The sequence below is a fragment of the Micromonospora sp. NBC_00617 genome (genome assembly GCF_045161355.1).
Lineage (GTDB): Bacteria > Actinomycetota > Actinomycetes > Mycobacteriales > Micromonosporaceae > Micromonospora.
Map to the genome: position 1 here is coordinate 2,587,246 of NZ_CP107751.1, position 20,163 is coordinate 2,607,408.

Sequence of the window (20,163 nt, forward strand, 5' to 3'; positions counted from 1 at the left end):
GTACCCGCGGCGCCGTGGTGGAAACGGCACCGGATTTCCCGCGGCGACCCGGACGATTTCCTCTGCCCACCCGCGCGTGACCAGGCGGCGGACGGGTAACCGCCGCCGGTCGTGACCACATCGTTGCCCCGAGGGAGCCCCAGACATGGCGAGCTACGCGGACGTCCTGCAGTACCTGTCGAGCCTGGACTACCCGGCCGAGAAGGACGACGTGGTCCGCGAGGCCGAACGCGAGGGTGCCCCGCCGGACGTGCTCAAGGCCCTGCGCGCCCTGCCGCCCGTGGACTACGCCAACGGCAACGAGGTGGCCCGGTCCGCCGGCATCGAGGCCGCCCCCGAGGTGGGCCCCTCGCAACGCGCCGCGCAGGCCCGGGACAAGAAGCACAACCGGGTGTCGCAGCATCTGCGCGGCATCTGACCCGGCGGTGGTGGTGTCCGCCGCAACGGGCCGGCGTCGCAAATGACCGGCACCGGTCCGCTGTCCCGCCCCCCGGACGGGCACACCCCGGCGGCGGGTCAACTCGTCGTCGTGGCGGTGGTCGGCGTCATCGCCGGCTGCGTCTTCGCTCTGACACTGTCACCGTCGCTCGCCCCGCTGGCCGGCTGGGACGCCGCCGCGCTGAGCTGGCTGGTGCTGGTGTGGCGCAAACTCTGGCCGATGGACGCGACCCGCACCGCCCGCCTCGCCGTGCACGAGGACCCCAACCGGGCCGCCCGGGACGTCGTGCTGCTGACCGCCTGCCTCGCCAGCCTGCTGGCCGTCGGCCTCGTCGTGGCCAGCGCCCACGCGGCGCCACCCGGCCCGCGCCGCGACCTGCACGGCGGCCTCGGCGTCTTCAGCGTGCTGCTGTCCTGGCTGGTGGTGCACACCGTGTTCACCGCCCGCTACGCCCGGATCTACTACACCGGCCCCGACGGCGGGGTGAACTTCAACCAGAGCGAACCGCCCCGGTACTCGGACTTCGCCTACGTGGCGTTCACCATCGGGACGACGTTCCAGGTCTCCGACACCAACCTGACCAGCAATGAGATGCGTCGTACGGTGCTGTGGCACGCGCTGGTGTCGTACCTGTTCGGCGCGTTCATCATCGCCGTCACGGTAAATCTGCTGGCGGGTCTGGCCCACTGAGCGCTCGCGCCCGGCTGCGTCACGGGCGGCGGCGGTTGTGCGGAACGGGCGGCGGCTCGTGCGTCACGGCGGCGCCTCGCCGGGACAGGCGGGCGCCCCTTGGCCACGAACCGCAACCGGGGCGCCACGCAACCTGTCCAGGCGGTGAACCGCGTCCGAACCGGTCGCGGTCACCAGGCGGTGGATTGACCGCTCGAACCGAGCGGTCAGCACTGCCGGGTACAACCATACGACAGACCATCCTCCGTACGGTCAGTTTTTGGCTAAGTGTGGGCCAGGGCACGTCAGGGTCGGCCGGTCAGCTCCGCGTACCGGTGCTCCAGGTCGACCCGGGCCAGGGCCCCCACCAGCCAGGCCAGCCGCTCGGACTCGCCGCTCGCCAAGCCGGCCAGGTCATCCGCCGAGCGGCCCAGCCCGAGCCGGCGGGCCGCCGCCAGCGCCCGCCGGTCCGCGACCGGGGCCACCTCCCGCCACAGCGCCTGCGCCTCGCGCAGAAACAGATCGATGACCTGGTCGTCCACCCCGGGCAGGTCAGCAAGGAGCGCACGCTCGGCAGCCGACTCGTGGTGAGCGACCGCGCGCAACCGGCGCAGGTCGCCCCGGTACCGCTCGACGACCGTCCGGGCCAGATCACCCAGCACGTCGGCCAACGCGTCGACGTCACCGCGCTGACCACTGTCGCGCAGCACCCGCACCCGGTCCTGGTGCAGCGACCGAGCCAGCCGGGCGGCGCTGTCCCACCCCTCGTCGCGCAGCGCCCGCGCGCCGTCCACCGCCCGGCGGAAGTCACCCCGGCGGGCGAGCAGTACCGCGAGGTAGAGCACCTGGAACAGGCTCGCCGGATTGTTGGTCACGCGGAAGCCGTACTGCTCGGCGAAGCCTCGTCCAATGCCGGCCAGCCGGCGGGCCAGGCGTTTGCGGTCCTCCACGGGCGTGATCAGAGTGGTCGCCATGCCGGCGACTACCCACGCCACCGTCGGCCAACCGCCGCCCCAGCCCGCCCAGACCCGGCCCGCGTCCTGACCCGGCCCGCGCCCAGACCCGGCCCGCGTCCTGACCCGGCCCGCGTCCTAGCCCGGCGCGTGCCGGTCCGGTGCCTCGGCCCGGTCAGCCGTGCAGGCCGCCGGTGCGGTCGCGGGCCTTGAGCCGGGTGGTGGGCAGGGCGGGCGCCGGCAGCGGCGACGCCGCGTCATCGGCCACCACTCCGAAACGCCGGCCGGCCATCCAGTCCTCCCGAGCGGCGGCGACCTCCTCGTGCGAGCGGCCCACGAAGTTCCACCACATGACCAGCGGCTCCTCGAACGGCGTACCCCCGAGCAGCAACAGCCGGGCCCCCGCCCCGCCGCGCACGGTCACCTCGCGTCGACCCGAACCCAGGTAAAGCAACGCGCCGGGCTCGAACCCCACCCCGGCGGCCTCGGCGGAGCCAGACATCGCCAGCAGGGCGTACTCGAAATCGGGCCGCAACGACAGCGTGGTCGGCGCCGCCCCGCCCAGCTCAAGCTGCACGCCCATCAGCGGGGTGTGCACCACCGCCGGGGACCGCTGGCCGGCGAACTCGCCGACCAGCAGGGTCGCGTCCAGGTCGCCGTCCCGCCACCGTGGCAGGTCGGCGTGGTGGGCGAAGTCCGCGGCGCCGGCCCGCGCCGGGTCCGGCAGCGCCACCCAGAGCTGCACGCCGTGCATGACCGGCGGGTGCGTGGCCGGCGACCGCTCCGAGTGGGCGATGCCGTGTCCGGAGGTCATCACGTTCAACTGGCCGGGCCGGATCGCCTGGACGTTGCCGAGGCTGTCGCGGTGAATGATCTCGCCGTCCAGCAGCCAGGTCACCGTCTGCAGGCCCGTGTGCGGGTGCGGTGGCACCTCCATGCCGGGCCGCTGCGCCACGTCGTCCGGGCCGAAATGGTCCACGAAGCACCACGCGCCGACCATCCGCCGAGGCCGCTGCGGCAACAACCGCCGGACGGTCGTGTACCGCCCCAGCGGCACGTCGTGGCCCGGCAGCAGCACGCTGCCGGGATCGACGTCGGCCACACCGGGCGGTCGGGTCTCTGCCAGCATCGATTCGGTACGCTCCACCGCCCGACTGTACGCTTGCGCCCTCCCCGGGCTGCGGCGCTTCCCATCAGGGGTGACCTCCGACCCAGCACGTCACGGTGGACTGGTCGGCGTCCCACCCGACCGCCCGACGCCCGGCCCGCTTCCCCCGGCGGCCCGGCCAACACCCGACGTCGTCGGCCCGGCGACCGACGAACCTGGTCGGCGTCCGAGTCGCGGGCCGGTCACCGAGAGTCGGTCACCGTCACGGTGCCGGCGCCTGCCACCAGATCAAGGAAGAGGCGGTTGGTTGAGCGGTCCCATCCCGGCGTACTCAGCAGCGCGCCAGCGGCGACCCCGGCCCAGCGCTCCTCGCGGACCGCGACCGAACCGGCCCCCGCTCCCACCCGCACCCGTACCGGTGGGGTACCCGGCACCCGGATGTCGAACCGGTTGACGCCACCGGTCAGCCGCACGGTCGTCGTGCCGCCGTTCACCGGCGGCAGGATGAGATCGGTGCGGGCGGAGCCGCCGACGAGGTCCACGCCCAGAAGTCGTGCCTGCGCCAGGTCAAGCACCTGTTCGCCCACCCCGCCCTCCAGGCGCAGACGCCAGGCGACCCGCTCGCTGAGCAGCACCCGCGCGGCCCGCCCCTCGGACGTACCGGTGGCCACCACCCCGAGCCGGACGGTCTCACCCTGCACCACGGGACGGACGGCCACGCCCGAGCCGGCCGGGCTGCTGATCCGGTAGAGGTCGTCGCCCAGGTCGGCCACCCGAAGGTCGAACGAGGACAACCCGTCCGCCAGCACGAAGGTGGCCTTCTGCCGCCCCGCCAGCGGCGTCGTCATCGTCTGGTCGGCGGCCGCATCCGCACCCGGCCGGGTACCGTCAGGCCGGGTGCCGTCCGACTGAACGCCGTCGGGTGCGCCGGAGTACGCCTGGCCGAGGCGGTAGGGGTCGGCGATGATGACCACCACGGCCGAGGCACCGAGAACCAGCACCACCACGGCGGCGGCCAACAGCAGCCGAGCACCGACCGACCAGCGGCCCGGTGCCGCTTCGGCACCCAGTGGTCGCGGCTCCGCCTCCGACCGGCGCCCCGCGTCGGAGCCGGGCCCGGCCGAGCCGCCCTCGCGCTCCGACTGATCTGCGGCCGAACGCGCCACGGCCGGGTGGGTTGGTCGCTGCCCCGGTTCGTGTTCTGCCTGGTGCTCGGTGCCGTCACCCACTGCGGCCATGCCTCTGCCCTTCCGCCGGTCCCCGCCGGGAGGTACGTACCCGCCGGCCGATCGGATCACTCCGCGCCGACCACGCCGCTCCGCTACGTCGCGTCGGTGAATCTTGGACAGTTTCCGTTCGCACCTAGAGCCTGTGTCGAAGTCGGTGCCGGGGCTTGAGCTGGCTTGAGGATCTTCGCGTGTCGGAGATCGAAAATGGGTGAGGTCTCCGGTAGATGGTTCAGCGATCAAGCGGAACCTGAAACCGGAGACCTCGTGGACACCTTAGCGGTGACGCGGCGGTTCGACCTGACTGACGTGCAGTGGGCGGTGCTGGAGCCGTTGCTGCCAGCACCGAAGCGGCCAGGTCGACCGTCGTCATGGAGTAGGCGGCAGTTGATCGACGGAATCCGGTGGCGGATCCGCGTGGGTGCGCCGTGGCGGGACGTGCCACCGCAGTACGGGTCCTGGTCGGCGGTGTATGCCCTGTTCCGCAGGTGGCAGCGTGATGGCACTTGGAAGAAGGTGCTCAGGCGTACACGTCGAAGGCGAACCGGGCCTACCTGCGCCGGCGCGGCATCGCCGCGACGATCCCGAGCAAGCCGACGGTCACCATCCACCTCGCCGCGATCAACGAGTGGCTGTGACCTCGACATAGACCTTAGTCGAGGTACCAGTTCAGCATTGCGGCACCGGTTGTCGTGAGATGAACGAAAGGCACGGTGACCGAGAGAACGCTGAGTACCGCGAGCGTGCTTCGGACCCGCGCGCTGAGGCGTCGTCCGGCGAGGGCGAGGATCCCGGCCGCAATGCCCAGTACGGCTGCCGTGCGCCCGCTGTCGAGGTGGGGGTGGAAGGCGCCGTAGGACCAGGCGAGGCCGGTCACGATTGTCAGGGCGAGGCAGACGAGCCCGACTGCGGCGATGACGAGCCGGTGCCTACCGCTGCGGCGACGCCGCATGACGGCAAGTACCAGCCCTGATGCGCCGAAGGCGCCCAGCAGGAAGGGACCGCCGAGGATTACTGCCCAGGCGCCCAGGCGCAGCAGGGCCTCCAGGGGAAACAGAATGACGAACGGTCCGTCCGTCGGCCACAGCGTCTTCGGGTCGACCAGCGCCCCGGTCCGGGCGATGCGACTGGGAACGTCCGCTGCTATGTAGGTAACGGGCACCATGATCAGCCAGGAAAGCACTGGCCAACCTAGCCCGAGGAGGAAGACGTGGGCCATCGAGGCGAGTGCGCCAGGGTTTGGAGTGACGGTGGACAGGTCGGCAAAGCCACCGCGACGTGCAGCGTGGCGCAGTGCGGGCAGCGTCCATGCTGCGCTGGCCAGATACCGCCAGCGGGCGCTCGCACCGCTTGTGAAGCTCAGTAGGTCAGCCGTCCACTCGTCGCGCTGCCGGCTTCGGAAGCTCGCCGGCAGTAGACGGCACAGCACCGCGACCGTGGCCCGCTCGGTAGGAGGCAGCGTGAGGCGCCGCGCCGGCTCACCTTCTCGATCTGGGCTCACCACGCCAGCCTCCGGGCGCCCGCCCGCTGCGCGCGCTGCTTTCGAGCGGCGATGGCGGCACGACCGGCGGCCACGCCATCCGCAGTGAGGCGGTAGTACCGCCGCCGAGGGCGGCCCTCGACGTGGACATCTATCTCCTCCGCTCGGCTCGTGAGCCAGCCGACGCCCTCGAACGCCACGAGGATCGGATAGATCGTGCCCGGCTCAAGCCCGGCTACGTGCGCCAGCTCGAGGCCGTATCGCTCGCACTCGGGCTCATCAAGGAACGCCTCTAACACCAGCAGGCGCGGCACTGTCATTCGGAGGTTCGCCATGGTGCGCCAGCGTAGACCCTATAAAGAATTCTGCATAGCTCGTGAAGAGTCCAGTTGGTGGCTCAACCGCCCCGCTTTCGCTCCGTGAAGGTGCGGCCTACCGAGCCTGCGCAGACCCGACAACAGTCGCGACCACCGCCGACTTCGACACAGGCCCTAACGGAAACTGTCCAAGATTCACCGTCACGCGGGCCAATGCCGTTCAGCCGAGCTGCGTCCGTGGATGTGAGGGGTCGGCCGTCACTCGGCGCGCTGGGCGATGGCCGGGCCTGCAGCTAGGGGTGGTGGCCAGGTCAGTAGGCGGGGGTTGGGTACGCCGATGGCCGGCACCCGTTCTCTCTCGGGTGCCGGCCATCGGTCGGGGTGGTGCGGTGGGTCAGCTGTTCCAGTACTGGCCAACCAGGTCGGTGGCCTGCTGCTCCCACTGGGCGTAGGCGTCCGGGTACGCCGAGACCTGCACGGTCTGCGCGGCCTTGGTCAGCGGCATGTCCCGCCAGCCGTCAACCTGCTTGAGGCCCTTGAGGAACGCGGTCGTCGAGTACTCCGGGTCAGTGATCTGCTCGATGGTGCCCCAACCACTGGACGGGCGCTGCTGGAACAGACCCTGCGAGTCATGGTCGTTGGCGTCACCGAGGTGACCCAGGTTCTCCAGCTTCGACTCCTGCAAGCTCGTCGCGATCGAGATGACCGCCGCCCGCTCAGGCAGGCCAGCCTTCTTCGTGGCGGCGATGATCGCCTTGACGTTGGCGGTCTGCTCGTCGTTGAGGGTGATGTGCGACTGGGCACCCTGCGGCTTCGACGCCGCGGTGTGCACGGCTGCCGCGACCGGCTTGGCATCAACCGGGTTGGCGTGCGCGGCGATCGGACCGGCGAAGACACCACCGGCGAACGCGATACCAGCAACAGACAGCATGCTCTTACGGAAGATCGTGTTCATGGGGATAGCTCCTTCGGGGGTAGGAACACCACACACCACCACCGGGGGGACGGTGACGCGGGTGTGAGCACCTCGTCCGGCGCTGCACAAAAGGGGGGGAAAGTCTGGGGGCGGCGGCCTACGGGCTGATCGCTCGTGGCACCGGAGGCGGCCTGCGAGCCGGGGGGCTCGTGGCGCGGGGACCGTGTGTAACGACCGGCGGGCCGGGGTCATTCCCGGGCCCCCACCGGGGCCAGCTACTAGCGGACCCAGGGGGCGAGCCCACGCTCGTTCGGGGGTCTACAACGACCCGGCCCGACCGGCCATTCCCATCCCGGTCGAGCCGGACGGGGTGGCCGTGGTCCTGCGATCGTCAGGGTATGTAACGACCCCCGGCCCGCCACCATTCCGCGGCGCTGATGCAACCGGTCACACCCCACAGCCATCCAGAAACGGACATCCCGCCCAGCCAGACACCGACCACGCCCGGCCCGCACCGGGACACCCAGGCTGATCGACTCCAGATCGGCGATATCGCGGCATCCGGCCAGCGGGGACACCCCCACCTCGCCGACACCGTGTCGATCGTGGAGGGCGGGTTGACGTCAACCTTCCAGGCGAGAGCGGACCTTTTCCGCACAGGCCCCCAGAACGGTCTGCGCGTCGAGCCCGAGGCTCTCGATGGCCACGAGGGCGGTGAACACCACGTCGGCCAACTCGGCTGCCACGTCCTCGCGGGTGTGGGTGACACCCTTGCGCGGATTCTGCCCGAGCAGACCGATCCAGGCGGCTGACGCCTCCCCGGCCTCCTCGGTCACCTTCAGGATGCGGCAGGTCAGTTCCGTCTGCCCGGTGCCGTTTGCCGCGTCCAGCCAGCTCCGCGCAGCCCGGGTCGCCGCCCAGATCGAGTCGTCCACGGCGACCAGTCAACCCGACCGCCCGCCCCACCGGCCAGACACCCGACCGCCGCACCGGTCACCCACCCGACCGCCCCCACCGGTCACCCACCCGACCCGCCCGCTCGGGGGCGCACCGCACGGGCGGCCGGGCAGGCCGGACCGACCGTCTGACTGGTCGGTCAGCTCAGTCATTGACTCCGGTCGACGGCAGTCCTAGGTTCAGTGCGCTACCGGCCGGTAGGCAACCGTCCCGCCTGGTCGCCCCCGCAGGCGACATCCGTCCGATGGGGAGCATCGATGCTGTCCGTACCCGTTCGCAGGCTCCGCCGCCTGATCGCCGCCACTGCGACACTGACCCTGGCCGTCGGGCTGCTCGGCGCCGCACCCACCGCCGCCGCACCCACCGCCGCCGCACCCAGCACCGCCAGTGCTTCCACCGCCGCCGCTTCCACCGCCGCCGCTTCCACCGCCGGCCACGACCCCTCCGGCGACCAGCCGCTGCCCGGCTACACCTTCCAGAATCCGCCGCTGGCGCCCCTGGTGGTGGCCGGCAAGCCGACGACGGTACGCCAGGGCGTGCACCGGCACGCCGCGTACATCATCGAGGTTCCCGCCCGGTGGAACGGCGACCTGGTGGTGTGGGCGCACGGCTACCGCGGCCAGGGCACGGTGCTCTCGCCGGAGCCGCCGGCGTTCGAGCTGCGCCAGCGGCTGCTGGCCCAGGGGTACGCGTGGGCGTCGTCGTCGTACGACCGCAACGGCTTCGACATTCGCTCCGGTGTGCTGAGCACGCGGGACCTCGCCGACCACTTCGGACGGACGGTGCGCCGACCGCACCGCACCTACCTGGCGGGGGTGTCGATGGGCGGGTACGTCATCGGGCGCTCGCTGGAGCAGTACCCGGGCTACTACGACGGGGCGCTGCCCATGTGCGGCGTGCTCGGTGACCAGACGCTGCTGGACTTCTATCTGGACTACAACCTGGTCGCGCAGGCCCTCGCCGGGGTGCCGGCCTACCCGACGCCGGCCGACTACCTGAGCAACGCGGTGCCCCGCATCCAGGTGGCGCTCGGGCTGGCGGGGCTCACGCCGACCGGCCCGGACACCACGACGGACCGCGGCAAGCAGTTGCGGGCCATCACCGTGAACCGTTCGGGCGGGCCACGGCCCGGCGCGGAGGCGGCCTTCGCGGTCTGGAAGGACTTCCTCTTCTCCATCGCGGTGACCGATGGCGGCGACTCCCCCGCCCAGCGGCCGAGCCAGGTCTCCACCAACCTGTTGACCCGCTACAGCCCGAACAGCCCGGTCGACGTCAACTCGTCGGTGCGGCGGGTGGCTCCGGAGAACGTCGTGCAGCGACTCCTGCCGACGCTGACCGAGGTGCCGAAGATCGCCGGGCGGCCGAGCGCGCCCGTGGTCAGCCTGCACGATCTGGGCGACATGTTCGTGCCGTTCAGCATGGAGCAGGCGTACGCCACCGACGTCGCGCGGCACGGTCGCGGCCGGCTGGTGGTGCAGCGGGCCATCCGGGCCGCGCAGCACTGCGAGTTCAGCCCGGCCGAGGCCGGCGCCGCCTGGGACGACCTGGTGTCCTGGGTACGCACCGGCAAACGCCCGGCCGGCGACACGGTGACCGATCCGGCGGTGGTGGCCCGACCCGACTACGGCTGCCGGTTCAGTGACCGGGCCGCGTACGCCGCCGGGGTCGGCACCCGTCGCCTGTACGCGGCCTGCTGAGGCGGCGCCTTTCGGACACGACGACGCCGGCCGGCTCCCGAGAGGGAAGCCGGCCGGCGTATGTGTGCGTGTCGTGTCACCAGAGCTGCTGGACGACGTCCGCCGCCTGCTCCTCCCACTGCGCGTACGCGTACGGGAAGGCGGAGACCTGCACGGTCTGCGCGGCGGCGGTCAGCGGCAGGTCCTGCCAGCCGCCCACGTTCTTCAGCGCGCTGAAGAACGCCGTGGCCGCGTACTCCGGGTCGGTGATCTGCTCGGGCGTGCCCCAACCGGACGACGGGCGCTGCTGGAACAGGCCCTGCGAGTCGTGGTCGTTGTACGCGCCGAGGTGGCCGAGGTTGTAGAGCTTCGACTCCTGCAACGAGGTGGCGACACCGATCACCGCGCCACGGTGGCCGACGCCGTTCTTCTTGGCCGCGTCCACGATCGCCCGGGCGTTGGCGAGCTGCGCGTCGTCGAGCGGGATGCGCGACTGGGCGCCCTCGACGCCGTGCGGGATCAACTCGTCGCGGCTCGGCTTGCCGGCCGGCGGCTTGCCGGTGGCGGAGCCGGTGGTCAGCCCGGACTCGACCGCCTGGTCCTTCTGCTGGGCCGACGTGGCGGCCTTGCCGGTGGCGAGGTCGATGGCGGCGACAGCGCCCTGGTGCGGCCCGGTGGTGACCGGGGCGGCGGTCGCGGTCGGCGCGAGCGCCAGACCGCCGAGGGCAGCCACACCCACCACGCTCAGCGCGGTCTTGCGGTACGAGTCCTTGGCGATGGCGGGGAGCCATCGAGTGAAGTCGACCTTCACGATGGTTCCTTTCGATCGTGCGGAGCGCTCCGGGGTGAACGCTCCTCGGGGGATGACCGCGGAAAGGGGTTTGGGCTCCGGCGGTACGGGGGACACAACCGGGTTGACGTGTCGGTCATTCCGGAAATGCCCAAGCCGCGGGCGTCTGCGGTCCCGGTCACTCCGACAATCGGGCGGCAGGCGCTCGGGCGGTGAAACGGGACGATACGACGCAGCGTGCCCCGGCAGGGTCAGCCGCGATGGGCCGTGCCGAACCGGACGAGAACATGCCAGAGCTGCTTGAGGTGCTGCAGGGTGTCAGCGATCGGGCCCAGGTCCGCCCACCGCTGCGGTTCGGTGACCACCGACACCGCGCCCCGACCGATCAGCTCGGCGTCCACCGGCACGCCCGGTCGGGCGAACTCCCGGTGCAGGCGTGCCGCCAGCACCGGGATCGCGGGGCCGCGGAACTCGGCGTCGACCCGGTCGACGGCCAGCGCGAAGCCGGGGTGCCACCGCAGCGGAAAACCGTACCGCCGGGCGATCGATTCCAGCGCCGCCCCGGTCGGGGTGCCGGCGAAGGACGGATCCACCACCAGTTCCTCGACGTCGTGCGCGAGGTCGAGCGGACCGTGGATCTGGGCCTCCACGTAGTCGTCGAGCGCGCGCCCGAGCGTGGCCTGCGTGCGCGGCGCCTCCAGCAGCGTCCGGGCCAGGGTGGCGACATCCATCCCGGCCCGTCCCAGGCACTCGCCGGTGCTGGCGACGCCGGCCAGCAGCCCGGCGAGCACCGCCTCGAAGGCGTCGGCCGTGCCCACCACGCCCGGACCGAGGTGGCTGTCGCCGAGGCAGAAGGTCGCCCGGCTCAGCACCGCCGGACGCAGCCGCAGGTGACAGGAGCCGAAGCGGGGGCAGGCACCGTCCGCATGGTCGAGCAGGTTGATCCCGCCGTACGTGGGTCGCTCCGCCGGGGCCACCCCGGGCCGCTGGTACGCGCCGCCGAACATCCGGTGCTCCCACCGATCGCGGTCGCCCCCGGAGTACGCGGTGAGCCCGCCGTTGGAGATCCCGGTGACGAACTGACTGCGGTACACCCCGTCCTCGGCCAGCGCTGCCGCGACGGCACGCCCGTCGGCGCACAGACGATCGGGGTGGAAGTTGACGGTGAGCCGACCACGGTGGGCTGCCGCGGCGAGCAGCCTGTGGGGCCGGTGGCCGACATCGGCGGCGGCGAGGTGCTGCTCGATCGCGGCGAGCGCCGCCGGACGCTCGACCAACACCGACGACCGCACGTACGCCAGGGCTGCCGCCTGCGCCGGGGTGAGCGCGGCGCTGAACCGTCGCTCAGACGTCGCCGTCATGCCGGGTCCCGGCTCGCTCCTGCGGTGCGCCCAACTCCTCGAAGACGGTGATCTGCAGGTCCGCCGGGGCGTCCAGGCGAGAGTTCAGCGACTGCCAGGGCGTACGCGTCGGTGGCGCGATCTCGCTCGCCCCGGCGGCGACCAGCCGGGCCGTGGTCGCCCGCGTGTCGTCGACCTCGAAGGCCACCCGGATGCGCGGCGCGACCTGCCGGCCCACCTCGACCTCGTCGATCATGCGCTTCTGCGCCGGGTTGGCGATCTCCAGGGTGGCCCGACCGGCGTCCAGGATCACCACCCGGGCGTCGCCGTCACCGGTGAACGCCGCCTCCTCGGTCAGGCCGAGGGCGTCCCGGTAGAACGCCACCGCAGCCTCGTGGTCGGCCGCCTCCACCACGAGGCGAAGCTGACGGACGACGGGTACGGGGTGCTGCTCGGCGGCCATGCGCCGGATCCTAACAACGCCCTAGGCTGACACCGTCCGGAGGGGAGCGACGATGGTCGAGACGTACGGCGACGACACGTACCTGCTGCGTCCGGTCGGTCGGGTGGCCTCGCCGCTGACCGACGCGGCGAGCGCGCCCCGGCAGGGCGATGAGGGTGCGCCAACGGCGTGGCTGATCTTCGACCCGCAGGTCGAGCGGGCCCTGACCGACCTGTCGGCCGGAGGCCCTCGACGGCACCCCCGTCCTGGACGTCAAGCCGGTGCTCGGCGCCGCCGACGAACGCTGAGCCGCGGTGCCGGGCGTCGGCCCGGCCTCGACACCCAGCCCGGCCGCGACACCCAGGCCGGGCGCCGCGCAGGCCGGGCGCAGGCCGTCGTCAGTGACCGCGTGCCAGCCACTCCGGCAGGTGCGGGGCCTCCGCGCCGATCGTGGTGTCGTCGCCGTGCCCGGTGTGCACGACCGTCTGGGCGGGCAGGGTCAGCAGCCGGGTACGGATCGACTCGACGATGGTGTCGAAGTCGCTGTACGAGCGCCCGGTCGCGCCCGGCCCTCCGTGGAACAGGGTGTCGCCGGTGAACACCGCCCCCAGGTCCGGGGCGTAGAAGCTGCACGCGCCGGGGCTGTGCCCGGGAGTGTGCAGCACCCACAGCACGGTGCCGGCCACCTCGATGCTCTGCCCGTCCCGCAACTCGCCGTGCGGCGGCAGCTGGGGGTGGACCATGTCCCAGAGCACCCGGTCGGCGGCGTGCAGCAGTACCGGAGCGCCGGTGGCCTCGGCCAGTTCGGGCGCCACCCGTACGTGGTCGTCGTGCCCGTGGGTGGCCAGGATCGCCCGGACCCGGCGACCGCCCACCAGCGCGAGGATCGCGGCCACGTCGTGCGGCGCGTCGAGGATGACGCACTCGTCGTCGTCGCCGATCACCCAGACGTTGTTGTCCACCTCGAACGTCTGCCCGTCGAGCGAGAACGTGCCGGAGGTGACCGCGTGGTCGACCCGGACGGCCATCAGAACACCACCACCGAGCGGAGCACGTCGCCGTGGTGCATCCGGTCGAACGCGTTCTCGACCTGATCCAGAGCGATCTCCTCGGTGACGAAGGCGTCCAGGTCGAGACGGCCCTGCAGGTACAGCTCGGTGAGCATCGGGAAGTCGCGGCTGGGCAGGCAGTCGCCGTACCAGCTGGACTTGAGCGCGCCGCCGCGCCCGAAGACGTCCAGCAGCGGCAGCTCGATCCGCATCTGCGGGGTCGGAACGCCGACCAGCACGACCGTGCCGGCCAGGTCCCGGGCGTAGAAGGCCTGCTTCCAGGTCTCCGGTCGCCCCACCGCGTCGATCACCACGTCGGCCCCGAAGCCGCCGGTGGCGGCACGGATGGCCTCGACCGGGTCGGTCTCGGAGGCGTTCACGGTGTGCGTCGCGCCGAACTGTCGGGCCCAGTCCAGCTTGCGGCTGTCGGTGTCCACCGCGATGATCGTGGTGGCGCCGGCGAGGGCAGCGCCGGCGACGGCCGCGTCCCCGACACCGCCGCAGCCGATCACCGCCACCGAGTCGCCGCGAGTCACGTTGCCGGTGTTCATCGCCGCGCCCAGTCCGGCCATCACGCCGCAGCCGAGCAGGCCCACCGCGGCCGGCCGCGCGGCCGGGGCCACCTTCGTGCACTGACCGGCGTGCACCAGCGTCTTCTCGGCGAACGCGCCGATGCCCAGCGCCGGGGTGAGTTCCGTGCCGTCGGTGAGCGTCATCCGCTGCGCGGCGTTGTGGGTGTTGAAGCAGTACCAGGGCCGACCCCGACGGCAGGCCCGGCAGACGCCGCAGACCGCCCGCCAGTTGAGCACCACGAAATCGCCCGGGGCGACGTCCGTGACGCCCTCCCCCACCTGCTCGACCACGCCCGCCGCCTCGTGCCCGAGCAGGAACGGGTAGTCGTCGTTGATGCCGCCCTCGCGGTAGTGCAGGTCGGTGTGGCAGACCCCGCAGGACTGGATCCGGACGATCGCCTCACCGGGGCCGGGGTCGGGCACCACGATGGTGGTGACCTCGACCGGTGCGCCCTTGCTGCGGGAGATGACTCCCCGGACTTCCTGGCTCACTTCGCCTCCTGCTGGTGGTCTGCGGCGGGGCCGGACACCGGGCAGGTGGGTGAACCGGGCTCGGCGGGTGGGCCCCTGCCGAACCTACCGCGATCACGGGTTATCGGGGATCACGCGGGGTACGCGGGTCACAATTCGGACCACGACCACCGGGAGTGATCATGAAATTCGCGCACCTGCCGCTGCGGGTCACCATCGGGGCGTACATCCTCAACTCGGGTCTGGGCAAGCGGAACCTGGAGGGCGAGGCCGCGCAGGCCATGCACGGGATGGCGGTGGCGGCCATGCCGCAGCTCGGTCAGTTCGAGCCGCCGCGGTTCGCCAAGCTGCTGTCGTACTCCGAGATCGCCCTGGGGGCCGCGCTGCTCGCGCCGTTCGTCCCGGCGCCCCTGGTCGGGCTCGGCCTGACCGCGTTCGGCGCGGGCCTCGTGCAGCTGTACCTCAAGACGCCCGGATTGCGCGAGCCGGGCAGCGTACGGCCGACACAGCAGGGCACGGGGCTGGCCAAGGACGTCTGGTTGGTCGGCGCCGGCCTGACCCTGGTGCTGGAGGGGTTGACCCACGGCCGTCGGCGCGGTTGACCTGGGCGAATCGCGTCGCCGCCACCCGTTGTCGGGTGGGCGAGCCCGCGGTCGGCCTGAGGAGCTGCGGTGACCCACAGTCGTTCGGTGCGGCCGTTCTACCGGCCGATGAGGCCCCGCCGCCGCGACGAGCCGCACCGCGCGGCCACCCCGTTGGAGCTCTTCTTCGACCTGTGTTTCGTGGTGGCCGTGGCGCAGGCGGCGACCAGCCTGCACCACGACGTCGCCAAGGGCCACCTCGTCCACGCGCTGACCAGCTACCTGATGGTGTTCTTCGCGATCTGGTGGTCGTGGATGAACTTCACCTGGTTCGCCTCGGCGTACGACACCGACGACGACGTCTACCGGATCACGACGCTGGTGCAGATCACCGGGGCGTTGATCCTGGCGGCCGGGGTGCCCCGGGCCTTCACCGACGGTGACTTCACCATCATCACCTACGGGTACGTGGTGATGCGGCTGGCCGCCGTCGCACAGTGGATCCGGGCGGCCGCCGGCGATCCGGCGCACCGGGCGGCGGCACGCCGCTACGCGATCGGCGTGACCGTGGTGCAGCTCGGCTGGCTGCTGCGGCTGGCGCTGCCCGACGGCTGGGGCATCGGGGCGTTCGTGCTGCTGGCGCTCGCCGATCTGCTGGTGCCGGCGGTGGCCGAGCGTCCGGGGATGACGCCGTGGCACCCGGGGCACATCGGCGAGCGGTACGGACTGTTCACGCTGATCGTGCTCGGCGAGGCGGTTTTGGCGATCTCGGTGGCGATCCAGACCGGGCTCGACGCGGGCGACCACGGTCTCTGGGCGCTCGCGGCGGCCGGCGCGCTCATCGTGTTCGCGCTCTGGTGGCTCTACTTCGACCGTCCGGTCGAGGCGCCGGACCGGTTGCCGTACTCGCTCATCTGGGGTTACGGCCACTATCTGATCTTCGGGGCGATCGCCGCGGTCGGGGCCGGCCTGCCCGTGGCGGTGGACCACGAGCGGCACCTCGCGCACATCTCCGGCACGACCGCCGCGTACGCGGTGGCCGTGCCGACAGCCGTCTACCTGCTGACCGTCTGGGTGCTGCTCGTGCGCCGCCAGCAGCACGGCGCGGTGGTCGTCGCCTATCCGGTCGTCGCCCTGTTGGCGCTGCTCGTGCCGCTGGGTCCGGCCCCGGTGCAGGTGCTCGCGGTGTTACTCGTCGCCCTCGTGACGCTGACGGTGCTGCTGCGCGGACGCGACGCCGGGGCGGCCGCGACGCTCCCGGCTTGATCCCGATCTGGATCAGGCATCGACCGCTCGGCCTGCCGGCGCGCGGGACGGCCCGGAAGTCGGCAGAATTGCGGCATGCCTCGCCGCCGATGGTTGCTGGCCGACCAACTCGGGCCACATTTCCTCGACGACCCCGATCAACTGGTCCTGCTGGTGGAGGTCCGGGAGCTGTTTCGCCGTCGGCCGATGCACCGGCAGAAGGCGCACCTGATCCTCTCCGCCGTACGCCACCGCGCCGCCGAGCTGGGCGACCGGGCGCTGCTGCTGCGCACCGGCACGTTCCGCGAGGCCCTGGCTCAGGTCGCCGAGCCGGTGGAGGTGTGCCATCCGCACTCCCGGGCCGCGCTGGAGTTCGCCCGCTCGGTGCCCGGGTTGACCGTGTTGCCGCCGCGCGGCTTCATCACCAGCCAGGCCGACTTCGTAACGTGGGCGGACCGCACCCGTCGGGGCCCGTTGCGGATGGCCGACTTCTACCGGCAGGCTCGTCGCTGGCACGACGTGCTGAGCGGGACGGCCCGGGGAACCGGCGGGTCCGGTGGCGCCCCCGCGCCGCGCCGGCCCCGGGTGGAGGCCCCGGCCGTGCCGGCGACGCCGCCGCCTCCACCGCCGATCGTCGAGGACGACATCGACGCGCAGGTCCGCCACGATCTGGACCGGTGGGCGGCCGACGGGGTGCGGTTCGTCGGCCGCGACGGCCCCCGGCAGCACCCGGCCACGCACGCCGAGGCGCAGGCCCGGCTGGCGCACTTCCTGACGTACCGGCTGCCCGGGTTCGGCCGCTACGCCGACGTGATGAGCGCCGACGATCCGCTGTTCGCGCACTCGGCGCTGTCGTCGTCGTTCAACCTGGGGCTGCTGCACCCCGAGCCGGCGGTACGCGCCGCCGAGCAGGCGTGGCGGTCCGGCGTCGCGCCACGCACGGCGGTGGAGCCGTTCATCCGCGGGCTGCTGGGTTGGCGGGAGTTCCTCTGGCAGCTGTACTGGTACCACGAGCCACGGTTCCGGGGCGCGAACTGGCTGGCCGCGACCGAGCCGATGCCGCAGTGGTTCGCCGAGCTGGACGCCGACGCGGTGGAGGCGCGCTGCCTCGCCGACGTGCTCGCCGCCGTCCGGGACCGGGCGTGGACGCACCACAGCCCCCGGCTGCTGGTGCTCGGCAACTACGCGTTGCAGCGTGGCTGGCGTCCCACCGAGGTGGCGGACTGGTTTGAGCGCTGCTTCGTCGACGGCACCGACTGGGTGATGAACGCGACGGTCATCGGCATGAGCCAGTACGCCGACCTGGCCCGGGTGGACACCCGCCCGTACGCGGTGGACGGCACCGACATCGACGAGATCAGCGACTACTGCGCCGGCTGCCGTTACACGCCCGAGCGGGCGCTCGGCGAGCTGGCCTGCCCGTACACCGGGGGTTTCGAGAGCTTCCTGCACCGCAACCGGGAGCGGCTGGTGGCCGACCCGCGGCTCGCCGCGGAGCTGGCCCGCCGCGACGAGCCGGAGCACCGCGAGGCGGTGCTGGCGCAGGAGGAGAAGCGGGGCAGCAGCCCTCCGTGATCAGGTGGGGTCCGCGACGGGCGGCGGGGCCGGCACGGGCCGGGCGACCCCCCGGTTGAGGCCGACGACCAGCAACCGGTTGTACGAGGCCGGCATGATCCGGGCCAGCAGGTCGGGCAGCTTCGCCGACCAGCCGATCAGCACCCGGCCCCGGCGCCGCTCGACGCCTCGCAGGATCACCTCGGCGGCCCGCCCCGGCGCGATGGTGAGCAGCTTTTCGAACTGGGCCCGGCCGGCGGTGTACTCCTCGATCGACACGCCGCTGCCGATCCGGGCGTTCTCGGTGATCCGGGTGCGGATCCCGCCGGGGTGCACCGACGTGACACCGATGCCGTCGTCGACGAGTTCGTGTCGCAGCGCCTCGGTGAGGCCGCGGACGGCGAACTTGCTCGCCGCGTACGCGGCCTGCCCGGCCGGCGCGATCAGCCCGAACAGGCTGGAGACGTTGACCAGGTGCGCGCCTGGCTCGGCCTTGAGGGCGGGCAGCAGCGCGTGGGTCAGCTGCGCCACGGCCCGGAAGTTGATGTCGATCACCCAGCTGAACTCGTCGAACGTCACCTGGTCGAACCGGCCGCCGAGGCCGACGCCGGCGTTGTTGACCAGCAGCCGGACGCGAGGGTGTCGCTGGCCGATCTCGACCGCGACCCGGGCGGTGGCCGCCGCGTCGGCGAGGTCCACCCGGTACGTGTGCACCTGCCGGTCCGGGTGTGCGGCGTGGATGGCGGCGGCGACGGCGTCCAGCCGCTCGGTGTCGCGGTCCAGCAGCACCAGGTCACTGCCCCGAGCGGCCAGGCCGTGCGCCAACGCGGCGCCGATGCCGCTGGCCGCGCCGGTCACCACGGCCGTCGCGCCGGCGAACTCAAACCTCCGCACGATCGGTGCTCCTTTTCTGGCGGGTGCCGCGGGAGAAGCGCACACCCTCGTCGGTGAGCCGGCCGTGCCGCATCAGCAGCACGTCGCGGGCGTAGTTCTGATACAGCCGCCAGGGTGCCCGCGCGCCCTGCCTGGGCAGCGCGTCGACGCTGCGCAGCACGTAGCCCGAGCGCAGGTCGATGAGCGGCACCCGCCGCGCGTCGGGCGGAGGGAGCGGGGTGACGACCTGCTGGCCGGTGCGGTCCAGGTGGCGCAGCAGCCGGCAGACGTAGCCGGCGACCAGATCGGCCTTGAGAGTCCACGACGCGTTGGTGTAGCCGATGGTCAGCGCGAAGTTCGGCACGCCGGAGAGCATCATGCCCTTGTAGGCGACGGTCCCGGGCAGGTCGACGTCGACGCCGTCCACGCGCAGCGTCAGGCCACCGAGCGCGAGCAGGTTGAGCCCGGTGGCGGTCACCACGATGTCGGCGCTCAGCTCGTCGCCGGAGGCCAGCCGGACCCCGTGCGTGGTGAACGTGTCGATCGTGTCGGTGACCACGGACGCCCGCCCCTGCTGCACGGCGGTGAACAGGTCACCGTCGGGCACCACGCAGAGCCGCTGGTCCCAGGGGTCGTAGCGGGGCGAGAAGTGCCGATCGACGTCGTACCCGACCGGCAGCTGGCGCTTCGCGCCGCGCCGGAGCAGCCGCTTGACCAGGCCGGGCGCGCGTCGGCTGAGCTGGAAGTTGACCGTGGAGAGCAGCACGTTCTTCCACCGCACCACGGCATACGCGGCGTTCGCCGGCAGCCAGCGCCGCAGCGCGCCGGCCAGCCGGTCGCGCGAGGGCAGGGCGATGACGTACGTGGGTGAGCGTTGCAGCATCGTCACGTGCGCGGCCCGCCGCGCCAGGGCCGGCACCAGCGTCACGGCGGTCGCGCCGCTGCCGATCACCACCACCCGCTGGCCGGAGTGGTCGAGGTCGTCGGGCCAGTGCTGCGGGTGCACCAGCCGCCCGGCGTACGCGTCGACGCCGGGCAGGCTGGGCGTGTAGCCCTCGTCGTAACGGTAGTAGCCGGTGCAGGCGAACAGGAACGAGCAGGTCAGCACCACGGTCTCGGCGGTGTCGACGCGCTGGGCGTGCACCGTCCAGCGGGCGGCGTCGCTGTCCCACTCGGCGCGCGTCACTTGGTGGGAGAAGCGGATGCGGCGCTGCACGTCGTACTCCCGGGCGGTCTGGCGCACGTACTCCCGGATGGCCGCGCCGTCGGCGATGGCCGTGGCGTCGGTCCACGGCCGGAACGAGTAGCCGAGGGTGAACATGTCCGAGTCGGACCGGACGCCCGGGTAGCGGAACAGGTCCCAGGTGCCACCGACCGCGTCCCGTGCCTCCAGCACCGCGTACGTCTTGTCGGGGCAGTCGCGGCGCAGATGGCAGGCGGCGCCGATGCCGGACAGGCCGGCGCCGATGATGAGCACGTCGACGTGGTCGGAGGGCATCGCGTTC

21 protein-coding genes and 1 pseudogene are annotated in these 20,163 nt (G+C 72.3%); 8 read left to right on the forward strand and 14 right to left on the reverse strand.

Annotated elements, in window-relative coordinates:
- Window positions 1–145 precede the first annotated feature (145 nt).
- Both OG505_RS11870 and OG505_RS11875 read left to right on the forward strand, forming a co-directional pair.
- Window positions 146–418, forward strand: coding sequence for a DUF2795 domain-containing protein (locus OG505_RS11870; protein WP_405433173.1), 273 nt, complete (start codon window positions 146–148; stop codon window positions 416–418).
- A gap of 42 nt (window positions 419–460) precedes the next feature.
- Window positions 461–1,129: a DUF1345 domain-containing protein gene (locus tag OG505_RS11875; RefSeq protein WP_405433174.1), complete on the forward strand. Its 669-nt coding sequence runs from the start codon at window positions 461–463 to the stop codon at window positions 1,127–1,129.
- A 284-nt stretch (window positions 1,130–1,413) separates the two neighbouring features.
- Here OG505_RS11875 and OG505_RS11880 read toward each other — a convergent pair whose 3' ends face one another.
- From OG505_RS11880 to OG505_RS11890, 3 genes are all read right to left on the reverse strand, one after another.
- Window positions 1,414–2,082: a hypothetical protein gene (locus OG505_RS11880; protein WP_405433176.1), complete on the reverse strand. Its 669-nt coding sequence runs from the start codon at window positions 2,080–2,082 to the stop codon at window positions 1,414–1,416.
- A gap of 154 nt (window positions 2,083–2,236) precedes the next feature.
- Window positions 2,237–3,208 carry a pirin family protein gene (locus tag OG505_RS11885; RefSeq protein WP_405433178.1) on the reverse strand — a complete coding sequence of 324 codons (972 nt, stop codon included), beginning with the start codon at window positions 3,206–3,208 and terminating at the stop codon, window positions 2,237–2,239.
- A 203-nt stretch (window positions 3,209–3,411) separates the two neighbouring features.
- Window positions 3,412–4,407: a hypothetical protein gene (locus tag OG505_RS11890; RefSeq protein WP_405433179.1), complete on the reverse strand. Its 996-nt coding sequence runs from the start codon at window positions 4,405–4,407 to the stop codon at window positions 3,412–3,414.
- A 255-nt stretch (window positions 4,408–4,662) separates the two neighbouring features.
- On the opposite strand from OG505_RS11890, the pseudogene OG505_RS11895 reads away from it, so the two are divergent.
- Window positions 4,663–4,917: pseudogene (locus OG505_RS11895) on the forward strand (transposase); the annotation flags it as partial.
- Entirely contained in the window at window positions 4,902–5,033 is a 132-nt protein-coding gene (locus OG505_RS11900; protein ID WP_405434902.1) for a hypothetical protein, read from the forward strand. The pseudogene OG505_RS11895 and the gene OG505_RS11900, both read left to right, overlap by 16 nt.
- A 14-nt stretch (window positions 5,034–5,047) precedes the next feature.
- Here the strand turns inward: OG505_RS11900 and OG505_RS11905 are convergent, their stop codons facing one another.
- From OG505_RS11905 to OG505_RS11920, 4 genes are all read right to left on the reverse strand, one after another.
- Window positions 5,048–5,896: a hypothetical protein gene (locus tag OG505_RS11905; RefSeq protein ID WP_405433181.1), complete on the reverse strand. Its 849-nt coding sequence runs from the start codon at window positions 5,894–5,896 to the stop codon at window positions 5,048–5,050.
- Window positions 5,893–6,210: a PadR family transcriptional regulator gene (locus tag OG505_RS11910; RefSeq protein WP_405433183.1), complete on the reverse strand. Its 318-nt coding sequence runs from the start codon at window positions 6,208–6,210 to the stop codon at window positions 5,893–5,895. The genes OG505_RS11905 and OG505_RS11910 overlap by 4 nt, the downstream gene beginning before the upstream one ends.
- A 376-nt stretch (window positions 6,211–6,586) precedes the next feature.
- Window positions 6,587–7,147 carry a hypothetical protein gene (locus OG505_RS11915; RefSeq protein ID WP_405433184.1) on the reverse strand — a complete coding sequence of 187 codons (561 nt, stop codon included), beginning with the start codon at window positions 7,145–7,147 and terminating at the stop codon, window positions 6,587–6,589.
- Window positions 7,148–7,731: 584 nt separating this feature from the next.
- The gene (locus OG505_RS11920; RefSeq protein WP_405433186.1) at window positions 7,732–8,043 is read right to left on the reverse strand and encodes a MazG-like family protein; all 312 of its coding nucleotides are present in this window, start codon (window positions 8,041–8,043) and stop codon (window positions 7,732–7,734) included.
- A gap of 279 nt (window positions 8,044–8,322) precedes the next feature.
- Between OG505_RS11920 and OG505_RS11925 the strand changes: the two genes are divergently transcribed.
- Complete coding sequence (locus tag OG505_RS11925) at window positions 8,323–9,762, forward strand: hypothetical protein (RefSeq protein ID WP_405433187.1); 1,440 nt, start codon at window positions 8,323–8,325, stop codon at window positions 9,760–9,762.
- Between the two features lie 76 nt (window positions 9,763–9,838).
- Here OG505_RS11925 and OG505_RS11930 read toward each other — a convergent pair whose 3' ends face one another.
- The 5 genes from OG505_RS11930 to OG505_RS11950 all read right to left on the reverse strand — a co-directional run bounded on the left by OG505_RS11930 (window position 9,839) and on the right by OG505_RS11950 (window position 14,426).
- Window positions 9,839–10,552, reverse strand: coding sequence for a hypothetical protein (locus OG505_RS11930; RefSeq protein WP_405433188.1), 714 nt, complete (start codon window positions 10,550–10,552; stop codon window positions 9,839–9,841).
- A gap of 230 nt (window positions 10,553–10,782) precedes the next feature.
- A complete protein-coding gene (locus OG505_RS11935; RefSeq protein WP_405433189.1) occupies window positions 10,783–11,892 on the reverse strand; it encodes a DUF3626 domain-containing protein in 1,110 nt (369 codons plus the stop codon).
- The gene (locus OG505_RS11940; RefSeq protein ID WP_405433191.1) at window positions 11,876–12,334 is read right to left on the reverse strand and encodes a VOC family protein; all 459 of its coding nucleotides are present in this window, start codon (window positions 12,332–12,334) and stop codon (window positions 11,876–11,878) included. Before OG505_RS11940 ends, OG505_RS11935 begins: the two co-directional genes overlap by 17 nt.
- A gap of 377 nt (window positions 12,335–12,711) precedes the next feature.
- Window positions 12,712–13,341 (reverse strand): MBL fold metallo-hydrolase, encoded by a 630-nt coding sequence (locus OG505_RS11945; RefSeq protein ID WP_405433192.1) that lies wholly within the window; start codon window positions 13,339–13,341, stop codon window positions 12,712–12,714.
- On the reverse strand, window positions 13,341–14,426 hold the full coding sequence (locus OG505_RS11950) for an S-(hydroxymethyl)mycothiol dehydrogenase (RefSeq protein ID WP_405433193.1): 1,086 nt from the start codon (window positions 14,424–14,426) through the stop codon (window positions 13,341–13,343). Before OG505_RS11950 ends, OG505_RS11945 begins: the two co-directional genes overlap by 1 nt.
- 161 nt (window positions 14,427–14,587) lie before the next feature.
- Between OG505_RS11950 and OG505_RS11955 the strand changes: the two genes are divergently transcribed.
- The 3 genes from OG505_RS11955 (at window position 14,588) to OG505_RS11965 (ending at window position 17,806) form a co-directional block, all read left to right on the forward strand.
- Window positions 14,588–15,007 (forward strand): hypothetical protein, encoded by a 420-nt coding sequence (locus OG505_RS11955; RefSeq protein WP_405433194.1) that lies wholly within the window; start codon window positions 14,588–14,590, stop codon window positions 15,005–15,007.
- A 69-nt stretch (window positions 15,008–15,076) separates the two neighbouring features.
- Window positions 15,077–16,252 carry a low temperature requirement protein A gene (locus tag OG505_RS11960; RefSeq protein WP_405433195.1) on the forward strand — a complete coding sequence of 392 codons (1,176 nt, stop codon included), beginning with the start codon at window positions 15,077–15,079 and terminating at the stop codon, window positions 16,250–16,252.
- A 75-nt stretch (window positions 16,253–16,327) separates the two neighbouring features.
- The gene (locus OG505_RS11965; protein WP_405433196.1) at window positions 16,328–17,806 is read left to right on the forward strand and encodes a cryptochrome/photolyase family protein; all 1,479 of its coding nucleotides are present in this window, start codon (window positions 16,328–16,330) and stop codon (window positions 17,804–17,806) included.
- On the opposite strand, the gene OG505_RS11970 is transcribed toward OG505_RS11965, so the two are convergent.
- Both OG505_RS11970 and OG505_RS11975 read right to left on the reverse strand, forming a co-directional pair.
- Complete coding sequence (locus OG505_RS11970) at window positions 17,807–18,679, reverse strand: SDR family NAD(P)-dependent oxidoreductase (RefSeq protein WP_405433198.1); 873 nt, start codon at window positions 18,677–18,679, stop codon at window positions 17,807–17,809.
- The gene (locus OG505_RS11975; RefSeq protein ID WP_405433199.1) at window positions 18,666–20,156 is read right to left on the reverse strand and encodes a flavin-containing monooxygenase; all 1,491 of its coding nucleotides are present in this window, start codon (window positions 20,154–20,156) and stop codon (window positions 18,666–18,668) included. The genes OG505_RS11970 and OG505_RS11975 overlap by 14 nt, the downstream gene beginning before the upstream one ends.
- Window positions 20,157–20,163: the final 7 nt, after the last annotated feature.

Bases quoted from the DNA above. Each gene is read 5' to 3' on its own strand.
- OG505_RS11870 (WP_405433173.1), top strand. From the start codon at position 146: ATGGCGAGCTACGCGGACGTCCTGCAGTACCTGTCGAGCCTGGACTAC.
- OG505_RS11875 (WP_405433174.1), top strand. From the start codon at position 461: ATGACCGGCACCGGTCCGCTGTCCCGCCCCCCGGACGGGCACACCCCG.
- OG505_RS11880 (WP_405433176.1), bottom strand. From the start codon at position 2,082: ATGGCGACCACTCTGATCACGCCCGTGGAGGACCGCAAACGCCTGGCC.
- OG505_RS11890 (WP_405433179.1), bottom strand. From the start codon at position 4,407: ATGGCCGCAGTGGGTGACGGCACCGAGCACCAGGCAGAACACGAACCG.
- OG505_RS11910 (WP_405433183.1), bottom strand. From the start codon at position 6,210: ATGGCGAACCTCCGAATGACAGTGCCGCGCCTGCTGGTGTTAGAGGCG.
- OG505_RS11915 (WP_405433184.1), bottom strand. From the start codon at position 7,147: ATGAACACGATCTTCCGTAAGAGCATGCTGTCTGTTGCTGGTATCGCG.
- OG505_RS11925 (WP_405433187.1), top strand. From the start codon at position 8,323: ATGCTGTCCGTACCCGTTCGCAGGCTCCGCCGCCTGATCGCCGCCACT.
- OG505_RS11935 (WP_405433189.1), bottom strand. From the start codon at position 11,892: ATGACGGCGACGTCTGAGCGACGGTTCAGCGCCGCGCTCACCCCGGCG.
- OG505_RS11940 (WP_405433191.1), bottom strand. From the start codon at position 12,334: ATGGCCGCCGAGCAGCACCCCGTACCCGTCGTCCGTCAGCTTCGCCTC.
- OG505_RS11945 (WP_405433192.1), bottom strand. From the start codon at position 13,341: ATGGCCGTCCGGGTCGACCACGCGGTCACCTCCGGCACGTTCTCGCTC.
- OG505_RS11955 (WP_405433194.1), top strand. From the start codon at position 14,588: ATGAAATTCGCGCACCTGCCGCTGCGGGTCACCATCGGGGCGTACATC.
- OG505_RS11965 (WP_405433196.1), top strand. From the start codon at position 16,328: ATGCCTCGCCGCCGATGGTTGCTGGCCGACCAACTCGGGCCACATTTC.
- OG505_RS11975 (WP_405433199.1), bottom strand. From the start codon at position 20,156: ATGCCCTCCGACCACGTCGACGTGCTCATCATCGGCGCCGGCCTGTCC.